This is a genomic window from Amycolatopsis pretoriensis (genome assembly GCF_900107925.1).
Taxonomy (GTDB): Bacteria; Actinomycetota; Actinomycetes; order Mycobacteriales; family Pseudonocardiaceae; genus Amycolatopsis; species Amycolatopsis pretoriensis.
Genome location: NZ_FNUJ01000010.1, coordinates 170,516 through 183,487, shown reverse-complemented (window position 1 = coordinate 183,487; position 12,972 = coordinate 170,516). Strand labels below are relative to the sequence as shown.

At 71.4% G+C, this 12,972-nt stretch carries 11 protein-coding genes; 6 read left to right on the top strand and 5 right to left on the bottom strand.

From position 1 onward, the window contains the following. The first annotated feature begins 58 nt into the window (after nucleotides 1-58). Both BLV96_RS38225 and BLV96_RS38220 read left to right on the top strand, forming a co-directional pair. Nucleotides 59-718, top strand: coding sequence for a glycoside hydrolase family 11 protein (locus BLV96_RS38225; protein WP_086674089.1), 660 nt, complete (start codon nucleotides 59-61; stop codon nucleotides 716-718). 3 nt (nucleotides 719-721) lie between these two features. Next, nucleotides 722-1,378, top strand: coding sequence for a polysaccharide deacetylase family protein (locus tag BLV96_RS38220; RefSeq protein ID WP_086674090.1), 657 nt, complete (start codon nucleotides 722-724; stop codon nucleotides 1,376-1,378). 45 nt (nucleotides 1,379-1,423) lie between these two features. Here BLV96_RS38220 and BLV96_RS38215 read toward each other — a convergent pair whose 3' ends face one another. Next, nucleotides 1,424-2,098, bottom strand: a complete 675-nt coding sequence (locus tag BLV96_RS38215; protein ID WP_086674091.1) for a hypothetical protein — start codon at nucleotides 2,096-2,098, stop codon at nucleotides 1,424-1,426. 35 nt (nucleotides 2,099-2,133) lie between these two features. On the opposite strand from BLV96_RS38215, the gene BLV96_RS38210 reads away from it, so the two are divergent. From BLV96_RS38210 to BLV96_RS38195, 4 genes are all read left to right on the top strand, one after another. Further along, a complete protein-coding gene (locus BLV96_RS38210) occupies nucleotides 2,134-2,784 on the top strand; it encodes a response regulator (protein ID WP_086674092.1) in 651 nt (216 codons plus the stop codon). A gap of 401 nt (nucleotides 2,785-3,185) precedes the next feature. Further along, nucleotides 3,186-4,103 (top strand): ABC transporter ATP-binding protein, encoded by a 918-nt coding sequence (locus tag BLV96_RS38205; RefSeq protein WP_167379878.1) that lies wholly within the window; start codon nucleotides 3,186-3,188, stop codon nucleotides 4,101-4,103. After that, nucleotides 4,100-5,443 (top strand): ABC transporter permease, encoded by a 1,344-nt coding sequence (locus BLV96_RS38200; protein WP_086674094.1) that lies wholly within the window; start codon nucleotides 4,100-4,102, stop codon nucleotides 5,441-5,443. The genes BLV96_RS38205 and BLV96_RS38200 overlap by 4 nt, the downstream gene beginning before the upstream one ends. A gap of 4 nt (nucleotides 5,444-5,447) precedes the next feature. Beyond that, nucleotides 5,448-8,192, top strand: coding sequence for an alkaline phosphatase family protein (locus BLV96_RS38195; RefSeq protein ID WP_086674095.1), 2,745 nt, complete (start codon nucleotides 5,448-5,450; stop codon nucleotides 8,190-8,192). A 58-nt stretch (nucleotides 8,193-8,250) separates the two neighbouring features. Here the strand turns inward: BLV96_RS38195 and BLV96_RS38190 are convergent, their stop codons facing one another. From BLV96_RS38190 to BLV96_RS38175, 4 genes are all read right to left on the bottom strand, one after another. Further along, entirely contained in the window at nucleotides 8,251-8,463 is a 213-nt protein-coding gene (locus BLV96_RS38190; protein ID WP_086674096.1) for a DUF5988 family protein, read from the bottom strand. 123 nt (nucleotides 8,464-8,586) lie between these two features. After that, nucleotides 8,587-10,149 carry a helix-turn-helix domain-containing protein gene (locus BLV96_RS38185; RefSeq protein WP_086674097.1) on the bottom strand — a complete coding sequence of 521 codons (1,563 nt, stop codon included), beginning with the start codon at nucleotides 10,147-10,149 and terminating at the stop codon, nucleotides 8,587-8,589. Beyond that, entirely contained in the window at nucleotides 10,149-11,534 is a 1,386-nt protein-coding gene (locus tag BLV96_RS38180) for a carboxylesterase/lipase family protein (RefSeq protein WP_086674098.1), read from the bottom strand. The genes BLV96_RS38185 and BLV96_RS38180 overlap by 1 nt, the downstream gene beginning before the upstream one ends. Next, nucleotides 11,531-12,913, bottom strand: a complete 1,383-nt coding sequence (locus tag BLV96_RS38175; protein WP_086674099.1) for an FAD-binding oxidoreductase — start codon at nucleotides 12,911-12,913, stop codon at nucleotides 11,531-11,533. The genes BLV96_RS38180 and BLV96_RS38175 overlap by 4 nt, the downstream gene beginning before the upstream one ends. Nucleotides 12,914-12,972: the final 59 nt, after the last annotated feature.

Below are 12,972 nucleotides of genomic sequence, written 5' to 3'. Positions count from 1 at the left end.
CCGCCACTCTTCCCGATCACATGCTTTACCCATCGCCAGGCCTCGATGAGGAGGAAGCATGCTCACCAAGAACCGCTTCAGGGTTTTCGCCGGTGGGGCCGCCCTTGCGCTGGTCGCCGCCTTGCTGCCCGGGACCGCGCGGGCCGATACCGTCATCACCACCAGCCAGACCGGGAACAACGGGGGTTACTACTACTCCTTCTGGACCGATGGTGGCGGGTCCGTGCAGATGACGCTCGGGTCCGGGGGGAACTACCGGATGAACTGGAGCAACGTCGGGAACTTCGTCGGTGGCAAGGGGTGGAGCAACGGGAGCCGGCGGACCGTCAACTACTCCGGCAGCTTCAACCCCTCCGGCAACGGCTACCTCGCCCTCTACGGCTGGACCTCGAACCCGCTCGTCGAGTACTACATCGTCGACAACTGGGGCACCTACCGGCCCACCGGCACCTACAAGGGCACCGTCACCAGCGACGGCGGCACCTACGACGTCTACCAGACCACCCGCTACAACGCCCCTTCCGTCGAAGGGACCAAGACCTTCAACCAGTACTGGTCCGTGCGGCAACAAAAGCGCACCGGGGGCAGCATCACCACCGGGAACCACTTCGACGCCTGGGCGCGCTACGGCATGCGCATGGGCAGCTTCAACTACTACATGATCCTCGCCACCGAGGGGTACCAGAGCAGCGGCAACTCGAACATCTCGGTGGGCTGACCGATGCGCATGACAATCCTCGCGGCCGCGCTGCTCGCGATGACCAGTGCAATAAGCACCACTCCCGCGCACGCCGCTGCCTGCGGTGGGTACGTCGGGCTCACCTTCGATGACGGTCCATCCAACGCGCACACCCCGTCGCTGCTCAACGCGCTGCGGCAGAACGGCCTGCGCGCCACCATGTTCAACGAAGGGCAGTACGCCGCCGCCTATCCTTCTCAAGTGCGGGCCGAAGTCAGTGCCGGGATGTGGGTCGGGAACCACAGCTACACCCACCCGCACCTCACGCAGCAGAGCCAGTCCCAAATGGACTCCGAGGTCTCCCGCACCCAGCAAGCCATCGCGGCCGCCGGGGGTGGGACGCCGAAGCTGTTCCGGCCGCCCTACGGGGAAACCAACGGGACACTGCAGGCCGTCGAGGCCAAGTACGGCCTGCGGCAGATCATCTGGGACGTCGACTCGCAGGACTGGAACAACGCGAGCGTCGACGCCATCGTGCAGGCCAACGCCCGCCTCGGGAACGGCCAGATCATCCTCATGCACGAATGGCCCGCCAACACGCTGGCCGCCATCCCGCGGATCGCGCAGACCCTGGCGCAACGCGGATTGTGCGCGGGCATGATCTCGCCGCAGACCGGCCGCGCGGTCGCGCCCGGGTGAGGCCCGGTGGCGCGGCGGCTCCGGAACCCGCCGCGCCACCTTCCCTCAGTTCACGTACCACTCCACCCGCGCCGCGGCCGGCCCGAGCGGCCAGACGTCCACGCAGACCTCGTGCTCCACGAGGAGCCCCGTCGTCCGGCAGTAGCGCGGAACTCGGTTGATCGTCGGCGCCGGCGTGAAGTGCCGGGCCACGAGGTAGTCGCGCATCACCTCGGGGGCGCGGTCGCCGGTGGTCTCCAGGACGCCCCAGCAGTTGTGCGAGCCGCAGTTGAAGTCGCGAGTAATCCGCAACTGCGCGGGACCGGGCGCCACTCCTTCGCAGCCGGGCGGGGACTCGTAAGCCGCGAAGAGCGCGCCGCCGGTCACGATGAATCCGGCGATGACCAGTAGGAACAGCCCGACGAACCCGCGCCGGGCGCCGATCGCGCACACCACCGCCGCGATGGTCGTGTGCAGCCAGTAGATCTCGATCGGTGCCGGCACCCAGCGCCCGGCGAGACCCAGCGCGCCCGGCAGCACGAACCACGCCAGCAGCGCCAGCAGCACCGCCCCGACGATCAGCCCGGACCGCCGCGACGGCGCCAGCGTGCTCCAGACCACGAGCGGGACCAGGCCGAACAGCCCGCCGAACGGGCTCGTCGAGAAGCAGACCACGACCACCGCCACCACCACGAGCGCGCCGCGCCACCAGTGGGTCCGGACACTTTCGGGGATCAGCACCCGCCCATCCTCCCGGATGCGGCAGACTGCCGATCATGACGATCGCGGTGCTGGTGGTGGACGACCAGCAGGTGGTGCGCGAAGGCCTGGTCGCGCTGCTGGGCCTGCTCGACGACGTCGACGTCGTCGGCTCGGCCGCGAACGGCGAGCAGGCGCTCGCCCTGGCCGGCGAACTCGACCGCCTCGACGTCGTCCTGATGGACCTGAACATGCCCGTGCTGAACGGCGTCGAGACGACCGAACGGCTGACGCGGGAACACCCCGGCGTCGCCGTGCTCGTGCTCACCACGTACTCCGACGACGAGTCGATCGCCGGGGCGCTCGCCGCCGGGGCCAAGGGCTACCTCACCAAGGACGCCGGGCGGCACGAGATCGGCGCCGCGCTGCGGGCCGTCGTCGCCGGGCAGCTCACCTTCGGGGCCGACGTCTCGCGCCAGGTCGCCGGGGCCCTCTCCGGGGTGAAGCCGCGCAAGGAAAGCCTTCCGGACGGCCTCACCGCGCGGGAGGCCGAAGTCCTCGGGTTGATCGCCGCCGGCTTGAGCAACGCGAAGATCGCCGCCGAGCTGTTCATCGGCGAGGCCACCGTCAAGACGCACATCAACAACGCCTTCGCCAAGATCGGCGTGCGCAACCGCGTCGAGGCGCTGCGCTACGCCGAACGGCACGGACTGCAGCCGAAGCGGTGATCACCGCCCGACCTTCTTCAAGACGACGGCGATCACCCCGAGCACGATCAGCAGCAGCAGCACCCCGCCGCCGATGATCGCGAACCGCAGCAGCATGAACTGGACGACTTCACCCATGTCCGTTTCCCTCCTCGTGTTCCGACGAGGAAACGCTAGGGCGGGACCCGGGTGGAGCAGGACCTCCGCCGGGTGGAGACCGGGGTGGAGATCCATCGGATCCACTGTGGACAGACAAGCGGTCGGTTAACTCGCCGTAAGGGACCGGCTTAACCCGGACATTTCACCGCCTCGGCGGGCGCCGGTCGGCTGCCGTTCGGACCCTGTTCACCCTGCTCGCCCGCCGCCGTAATTTGCGGTGCCTAAGTTTCCTGCTCGAGCCGCAGAGTGAAAGCAAGGAACCCATGGACGCACCCCTGGCAGTGAGAGCGCGCGGGATCACGAAGTGCTTCGGTGACGTCGTCGCGCTCGACGGCATCGACTTCGACGTGGCGCCCGGCCACATCCACGGCCTCGTCGGCCCGAACGGCGCCGGCAAGACGACGTTGCTCGGCCTGCTGCTCAGCCTGGCCGTCGCCGACGAGGGCAGCCTCGAGATCCTCGGCGCGCCGGTCGGCAGGAACCTCGGCGGGGTCGCCGGGTTCGTCGACGGTCCCGGCCTCTACCCGTCGCTCACCGCCCGGCAGAACCTCGCCGCGCTGATGGGCCTGCACGGCCGGGACCGCAAGACGCCGAAGATCGACGGCGTCCTCGGCGAAGTCGGGCTCACCGACGTCGCCGACGACCGCGTGCGCGGCTTCTCCCTCGGCATGCGCCAGCGCCTCGGGCTCGCCGCGGCCCTGCTCACCGAGCCGCGCCTGCTGGTGCTCGACGAGCCGGCCAACGGCCTCGACCCGGCCGGCAAGAAGCACGTCCACGGCGTCCTCGACCGGCTCGCCGCCGAGGGCACCACCGTCGTGCTCTCCAGCCACCGGATGGACGACCTCGAAGCGCTGTGCTCCGAGGTCACCATCCTCGCCACCGGCCGCGTCGTCTTCACCGGCCCGCTCGGCAAGCTCTCGGCCGAGAACGGCGAACTCGATCACCGCCTGCGCACTTCCGACCCGGGCAAAGCCCGCGCCCTGGTCGCCGCCGCGCCCGGGGTCCGCGTCGCCGATCCCGAGGCCGACGTCTTCGTGGTGCGCGCGCTGACCCCCGCGCTCGACGAACTGGTGCTGCGGCTGGCGAAGGACGGCATCGCGGTGCGCGAGCTCGCGCCCGTCGTGTCGCCGCTGGAAGCCGCTTTCCTCGCCCTCACCGAACAGCCGGAGGCCGGCCGATGACCGCGACCCTCACGGAAGCCGCCCGGCCCGTCCCGGTGACCCGCGGCTACCGCTTCGAGCTCGTCAAGCTGTTCGCCGCCTGGCGCATCCGCCTGCTCGTGCTCGCTTGCTGGATCGCGCCGGCGCTGTTCGTCGCGGTGGTCAGCGAGCAGAGTTCGCTGCCCGTCGACACCCTCTTCGGCCGGTGGATGAACGCGACCGGCTGGGCGGGACCGCTGGTGATGCTCGGGTTCGCCGGCACGTACGCGCTGCCGCTGCTGACGTCGGTCGTCGCCGGGGACGTCTTCGCCTCCGAAGACCGGCTCGGCACCTGGCGCCACCTGCTGGTCGCGGTCCGCTCGCCGCGGCGGATCTTCGTCGCGAAAGCGCTTGCCAGCCTGACCGCCATCCTCGTGCTCGTCGCCGGGATGGCCGTTTCCGGTGCGGTGGGCGGGGTGCTCGCGGCGGGAAGCCGGCCGCTGGTCGGCCTCGACGGCCACTCCCTGGCCCCGGGCGACGCCGCGGTGCAGGTCCTGCTCGCGTGGGTCTGCGTGCTCGCCCCGACGCTCGCCCTCGGCGCGATCGGGCTGCTCGGATCGGTGCTCTGGGGCCGCTCGCCGATGGGGCTGCTGCTGCCCGCCGTCGTCGCGCTCGTGCTGGCACTGGCCCAGCTGCTGCCGCTGCCGGTCGCCGTCCGGCTCGCCCTGCCCAGCTACGCCTTCATCGCGTGGAACGGCCTGTTCACCGACCCCGCCCAGCTCGGGCCGCTGCTGATCGCGGTCGGCGTCAGCCTCGCGTGGGCCGTCGTCGCGACCGCGCTGGCCTACCTGCTCTTCGTGCGCCGCGACTTCACCAACCCCGCCCACGACGGCGGGGGCCGCCGCGCGCTCACCCTCGGTGTCCTGCCGCTGGTCGCGCTGCTCGCCGTGACGGCGGGGATCGTCGCGCTCGCCACGCCGGCCACCGGGTCCGGGATCGACCTGGACAAGGTCCAGCGGTCGGTCGCCACCGCCTTCGCCCACCTCTACCGGCTGCAGGCCGGGCAGCTCAACCGGCCCGACGTCACCGAGGAGCAGCTGGCCGCGTCGGCCGCGTGCACCAAGGGCGACGGCCTGGTCGCGCCGGACGGGCCCGGCAACGACTGGCGGTGCGTCGTCTCCTGGCACCTGCCGGGCGTCGACGCGACGGGCCAGGCGATCTACCAGCTGGACATCACCTCGGACGGGCGGTACGTCGCCGACGGCGACGGACCGAAGGAAGTGAACGGCTACTTCCAGGTGCGGACCCCCGCGGGGGACCAACCCAACCCGCTCTGGCAGTTCGACGGGAACGTCGAGCTGCTCACCACCACGAAGGGATAACCCGATGCAGGTAACACGCCGCAGACGGCGTGCCGGGAAGAGCCGGAGCAGCGGCCACCGGCTGCGCTACGCGACGGCCGGCTCCGCCACGCTCGTGCTCGTCGCCACCGGCACCGGCGTCGGTGTCGCGTCGACGGCGCAGTTCGGCGAGGAGCACGTCGGCCAGGTCACCGAGAACGGCCAGGTCGTCTCCGCGGACCAGTACATCAAGCCGATCGGTGACCGCCTGGTCGTGAACAACGGCAAGATCATGGCGTCCGCGGTCAGCCCGGACGGCAGCCACCTCGCCGCGCTCACCACCGACGGCGGCATCGCGCTCACCGTCGTCGACCTGAAGAACTGGAAGGTGCAGCAGCTCGTCGGCAACTCCGCGACGGCGAACCTGCGCATCGCCGGCAACGACGTCGGGCAGGAAGGCCCGACGTACTCGCCGGACGGGAAGTCGTTGTGGCTGGCCCAAACCGACGGCTACACGAAGTTCACGGTGAACCCCGACGGCACCGTGGCCGCGCCGACGTCGGTCAAGATCCCGGCGGACGGCGCCAAGCACGCGCTGGTCGCGCAGGCGGTCTTCTCGTCCGATGCGTCCACTGTGTACTCGGCGGTCAACGGCCAGAACCGCGTCGTCGCCCTCGACGCGGCGACCGGCACGATCAAGCAGAGCTGGGCCGTCGGCAACGCGCCGCGCGACCTGGTGAAGGTCGGCGACAAGCTGTACGTCAGCAACGAAGGCGGTCACCCGGCCAAGCCCGGCGAGCCGACGTTGAACTCCTACAACACCCAGGTGCCGGCCAGCCAGTTCACCGGCGCCACGACCAGCGGCACGGTCAGCGTGATCGACCTCGCGAACGCGACCGCCGCGCCGAAGAGCATCGACGTCGGCCTGCACCCGACCGCGGTGTACTCCGCCAAGGGTGCGCTGTTCGTCACGAACACCGCGAGCAACACGGTTTCGGTCATCGACCCGGCCCGCGACAAGGTCGTCCAGACCATCGCGACGCAGCCGTGGCCGCAGGCTTCGGTCGGGTACGAGCCGGACGGTGTCACCCTCACCGGCGACGGGCATCTGCTGGTGACGCTCGGCCGCGCGAACGCGGTCGCCGTCTACCGCTTCGAGCGGGCGCAGGAGCCGGTGAGCTACGTCGGCCTGCTGCCGACCGACTACTTCCCGACCGCGATCACCACGGTCGGCAAGGACGTCGTCGTCTCCAACACCCGCGGCATCGACGCCCTCCGGCCCACCACGGCCGCCGGGCACGGCACGCACGACACGACGTCGAGCGTGCAGAAGTTCCGGCTGCCGGACGACCGCGCGATCCGCGGCTACACCGCGCAGGTGTTCAAGCAGAACGGCTGGACGAACGACTCGGTCCAGCTGGCCACGGACAACGGCCACCGCAGCCCGGTGCCGGTGCCCGCGCGTCTCGGCGACCCGTCGACGATCAAGCACGTCTTCCTGCTGGTCAAGGAGAACCGGACCTACGACCAGGTCTTCGGTGACGACGCGCGCGGCAACGGCGACCCGAGCGTGACGCAGTTCGGCGAGAACGTGACGCCGAATCAGCACGCGCTGGAGAAGCAGTTCGGGTTGTACGACAACACCTACGACATCGGCACGAACTCCGCCGAGGGCCACAACTGGCTGATGCAGGCCGACAACCCCGAGTACACCGAGTCGTCGGCGGGGGAGTACCTGCGCAGCTACGACACCGAGGACGACGCGCTCGGCCACCAGAGCTCCGGGTTCCTCTGGACCGGCGCGCAGGCGGCCGGGAAGTCGGTCCGCGACTTCGGCGAGTTCCAGCAGTTCCTGACCAAGCCCGCCGGGGCGAGCTGGCAGAACCTGTACTGCGACGCCAAGAACATGGCGGCCACGGGTGAGCCGACGGCCTACCCGCTGGTGTCGTCGTCGCCGATCCCGTCGCTGAACGACGTTTCGGTGCCGGGCTTCCCGAAGTTCGACACGGCGGTGCCGGACGTCTACCGGTACCAGATCTGGAAGAACGACTTCGAGAAGAACGGGCCGGCCAACCTGAACATGTTCTGGCTGTCCAGCGACCACACCGGCGGCCCGCCGAACGCGGCCGCCCAGGTGGCCGACAACGACCTCGCCGTCGGTCGCATCGTGGACGAGATTTCGCACAGCCAGTACTGGAAGGACTCGGCGATCTTCGTCGTCGAGGACGACTCCCAGGCCGGTCTGGACCACGTCGACGGGCACCGGGCGCCGGTGCAGATCATCAGCCCCTACGCCCAGCACGGCGTCGTCGACAGCCACTACTACTCGCAGATCACGATGGTCCGGACGATCGAGCAGATCCTCGGGGTCAAGCCGATGAACCAGAAGGACAGCGCGGCGACGCCGATGAGCGCGGCCTTCACGAAGAAGCCGGACTACACGCCGTTCACCGCGCTGCCGAACCGCACGTCGCTGACGGGCGGGCTGGCGACGCAACCGTCGTGCGGTCCGGACACCCCGGCCGCGGCGAACCCGGCGGCGGCGCCGGTGCCGTCCTCGGCGGTGCCCGCGGACAAGAAGCAGGTGGCGGAGCAGTGGCAGGAATGGACGACGCACCAGCGTCTGACCGGCCCGAACGCCGTCGCGGACTACGCCAACCCCGCGCAGATGAACCACTTCACGTGGTACCAGACGCACGGGTGGTCCCAGCCCTACCCGGGTGAGAACCAGGTCGTGGCGCCCGAGCAGGTGCCGGGGGCGTACCTCCCCTCCGCTGAGTCGGACGGCTAAAGATGTCGTGAGTGGTAATTCGGGTTAGAACCCGAATTACCACTCACGACAACCCGGGTTATTCGGCGACCCGGGTGCGGCCGCACCACGCGAACACCGGGACCTGGTCGCCGCCGGTGGTCGTCGTGAACTCGCCTTCGTGGGAGAAATGCTCGTAGCCGGCGCCGAAACTGACCTTCGCGACTTCGCCGAGGCCGGCGACCGTCCACTCCCGGTGCCGTTCGACCAGTTCTGCCGGACCGCCGGAAAGCGTCACCTTGATATTCGTCATGGGTCATCTCCGTGGGTTCGTCTGCGCGGAGGAAAAACGAGGAATGTGTTCTTCGTCTCTCGACGATCCCTGACGCACGCTCATTGTGTCAATCGGCCCGAACAGGGGTTGACGACAGGGGGGTCACGCGAGGTCGGCGGCCAGGCGGTGGAGGCGCAGGGCCAGGTGGACGTCCAGCGCGCGATCGCCGTCCTGCCAGCCTTCGCCCAGCAACGCCGTGATCCGGTCCAGGCGCTGGTAAAGCGTGTTCGGGTGGATCGTCAGCTCTTCGGCCGCCGGGGTCTTGCGGCGGCCCGCGCGCAGGAAGACCTCCGCCGTGTGGACCAGGTCCGTGCCGCGCTCCTCGTCGTGGGCCAGCAGCGGGCCCAGCGTGCGGGTGACGAACGTGCCGGCTTCCGCGCGCCCGGCTTGGCTCAGCAGGTAGCGGTACGGACCCAGGTCGGCCGGCGAGGCGGTGGAACCCTTGCGTCCCAAGGCGTTCAAGACCCGGACGCACGCGACCGCGTCGTCGTACGCGTCGGCCAGCGCGGCCGCCCCGGTCGCCGGGCCCGCCAGACCGGTCGTGCCCAGGGACCACGAGCGGACCGTCGCCTCGTCGGCGCGGACCAGGGCGACCAGGCGACCATCCACTGTGGACGAAAGCGTGGCGAGGCTCCGCAGCCGCGGGTCTTCGCTCACCACGACCAGGTGCGGACGCCGCAGGTCGCGCGCGTAGGCCGGGACTTCGCGAACCCGGCGCGTCACGAGGTGCTCGACCAGCTCCTCGGCCGTCCGGCGCTCGGCGCGCTCGACCGACGCCACCAGCGCGACGGTCATCGCCGACCGCTCCAGCAACCGGACGTCCGCCTCGGCGAGCGGCGCGTCGGGAATCACCTGCAGCGCGCCGAAATACGCGTTCGCCGACGCGACCGGCACGGTCACCACCCGCTCGGTCACGTGCGTCCGCCGGGCGGCGGCGAACAACGCCGACGGTGCGCCGTCGAGACGTCCCTCCACCAGCGAGCCGGCGCGGGCGGCCGCGCGGACGTCGTCGTGCTCGTCGGCGACCAGCACCAACCCGCCCACCAGCTCCGACAGCGGCACCACGACGTCTTCGGCGGCGCCGCCGTGCAGCGCCACCTCGCCGAGCCGGTCGTGCAGCCGGACGGCCCGCTCCAGCCGGTCGTTCGCCTCCGCCAGTGCGGTGACCAGCTTGGCGTTCTCGATCGCGATCGCGGCGAACGAGCCCAGCGACGTCAGCAGCGACGACTCCGCCGCGGTGAACCGGCGCACCGCCCGCTGCGACACCATCAGCACGCCGGCCACCTTGCCGCGCAACCGCAACGGCACGCCGAGGATCGTGCGCAGGCCCTCGTCCTCGGCGACGCGGTCGACCTCGCCCAGGTGCGTCAAAGCGGCGTCGCCGAGGTAGTCGGCGCTCTGCACCGGCTCGCCCGTGCCGGCCACCTGCCCGGCCAGCCCGCTGTGCGGCGGCAGCACGACACCGCGCAGCCGCGGGCCGAGCGAGCCGTCGGTGACGCGGATGACGAGCGAACCGTCCGGCTCGGCCAGCGCGAGGTAGCTGACGTCGACGCCGAGCAGGCGCCGCGCGTGGTCGACCACCTCCTGCACCAGCGCGTCGAGGTCGTGGACCGCCGACAGGCGCAGGACGAGGTCGTACAGCTCGCGCAGGCCGTGGGTGTCCATCAGCCCAGGTGCGTCGTCCCGGTCGGGGACCAGCCCGGGTCGCCGGTGGCGGCGAACCGCGTCCAGGCGGCGTTGACTTCGCGGGCCAGCTCGGCCGGTGGCTCGTCGCCGACGAGCGAGGCGGACGCGGCGAGGGAGTCGAAGACGAACGGCAGCTCCATGCCGTGGCACGCGCCGAGCCGCGGGGCCCGCCACTCGAACTCGTACCGGTACGAGCGGCCCTGGTGGCACTCGAGGAGTTCCTTGACGCCGTCGCGGAAGACGAGGTCGGTCATGGCCTCGACGAACACCTGGCCCGCCTTCCGGCCGTCGCCCAAGCCGTAGCCGCGCAGCACGCCCGCCGCGTCCGGGTGTGACGCCGAGAGCATCGCGACGGCCTGTTCGTCGGTGAGCACGTCGAGCAGCCCGGTCGGGCCGAAGTACAGCAGCATCTCCTCGCGGCACGTCCCGGCGACGAGGTCGACGTCGGCGCCCGCACCGGCGCGGATCGCCGCACCCGGGTGCCGCGGCAGGACGTCGTCGCCGACCAGCGGGAGGAACGGGCTCAGGCCGAAACTGCGGTCCAGCCCGTCTTCGTCGCGCAGGTCGGGGCCGCCGCCGGGCTTGAGCAGGGCGTCCTGCGCGTCGAGCAGCCGCTCGGTGCTCAGCTTGCGGAACGCCGAGGCGGTGGGTTCGACGCCGAGGCCGGCGGCGACCGACTGCGTCACGCGCTCCAGCTCCGCCCGGCCCCGCACCATGTTGGCGTGTCCACTTTGGACGACCGCGCGGTGGAAGAGCCCGGCCGACAGCGGCGATCCGAGCAGGCACGCGACGCTGATCGCGCCCGCGGACTCGCCGAACAGCGTCACGTTCGCCGGGTCGCCGCCGAACGCCGTGATGTTGTCCTGGACCCAGTGCAGCGCGGCGAGCTGGTCGCGCAGGCCGAGGTTGGTCTCGCCGCCGTCGAGCGGCAGGAAGCCGTCGATGCCCAGCCGGTACTGCACGGTCACCAGCACCGCGCCGCCGCGGGTGAACGCCGTGCCGTCGTAGACCGGGGCCGACCCGGTGCCGCCGATGAACGCGCCGCCGTGCACGAAGACCAGCACCGGGAGCCCGGACGCGCCCGGGTCCGGCGTCCACACGTCGACCGTCAGGTAGTCGCCGCCGGGCCGCCAGCCGTCGCCGACCACGGCGGAGAGGTCGAGGCCGGGGATCGTCCGGTGCCGTTGCGGCGCGGTGGGTCCGGCCTCACGCGTGTCGCGGACGCCGTCCCACGCCGGCGCGGGCGCGGGTGCCGCGAATCGCAGCTCGCCTTCGGGTGCGGCGGCGTAGGGGAGACCGCGGAACCGGACGCCGGTGGCGATCGGCTCGCCGCGGACGTCGCCGGAGGTGGTGCGGACGATCATGCGGGTGTCCCTTCGGGGAAGACCTTGCCGGGGTTGAGGATGTTCTGCGGGTCGAGGGCTTTCTTGACCGCGCGGTGCATCGCGACCACCTCGGGACCGAGTTCGCGCACGAGGCCGGGTTGCTTGAGCAGGCCGACGCCGTGCTCGCCGGTGACGGTGCCGCCGAGGTCGAGCGCGCCGGCGATGATGTCGTCGAACGCGGCTTGGGCGTTCTTCCGTGCGGTGTCGTCGCCGGCCGGCGTGACCAGCAGCGGGTGCAGGTTGCCGTCGCCGATGTGCGCGACGTTCGCGATGTGGACGCCGTGGCGCCGCGCCGCGGCATCGATGCGGGCGAGCATCTCGGGCACCGCCTGCGTCGGGACGCAGACGTCTTCGGTGAGCAGCGGGCCGAGCCGTTCGAGCGCGGGGTAGGCCAGGCGGCGGGCGGCGAACAGCGCGTCGGCCTCGGCCTGGTCGGTCGACTGCGCGGCCCAGGTCGCGCCGGCCTGCTCGAAGCAGTCGAGGATTTCCGCGGCTTCGTGCTCGCCGAGCGCGCCGGGAGCGTCGGTGCGGGCGAGGAGCACGACGTTCGCGTCGGCGCTCAGGCCCATGTTCTTCCACTGGTCGACCGCGGCCAGGCAGTGCCGGTCGACGAGTTCGAGCGCCGAGGGCAGCACACCCTGGGCCGCGACCGCGGCGGCGGCCCGCCCGGCGTCGACGGTCGTGTCGAAGTACCCGGCGACCGTCCGCTCGGCCGCGCGGGCCGGCCGCAGCCGCACGGTCACTTCGGTGACGACGCCGAGCGTGCCCTCCGACCCGACCATGAGCCCGGTCAGGTCGTAGCCGGCGACGCCCTTCGCGGTGCGGCGGCCGAGCCGGACGAGCTCGCCGGTGCCGGTGACGACCTGCAGGCCGAGGACGTAGTCGCGGGTGACGCCGTACTTGACGCAGCAGACGCCGCCGGCGTTGGTGGCGACGTTCCCGCCGATGGTCGACCACGGCGAGCTGGCCGGATCGGGCGGGTACCAGAGCCCGCGCTCGGCGCAGGCGGCCCGCAGGTCGTCGTTGACGACGCCGGGCTCGACGACGGCGTACCGCTCGCGCTCGTTGATCTCCTTGACGGCGGTGAGCCGGTCGGTGACCAGCACGACGCAGCCGTCGACGGCGTTCGCCCCGCCGGACAGGCCGGTGCCCGCGCCGCGGGTGACCAGCGGCGTGCGGGTTCTCAGGCAGGCCTTGACCACGGCCTGGACCTCTTCGGCGGTGTGCGGCCGGACGACCACGGCGGGCCGGGCATAGGGCGCCCACTCGGCCTCGTCGTGGGCGAAGCCCGCCACGACGTCCGGGTCACGGACCAGCCGGTCCGCCGGCAGCACGGCGGCCAGGTCGTCGATCAGCATCCGCGGGAACCTCCTCGTCACCGGGTTCCCACGCTAGGGCGGCGGCGCCGGTCTGGCCA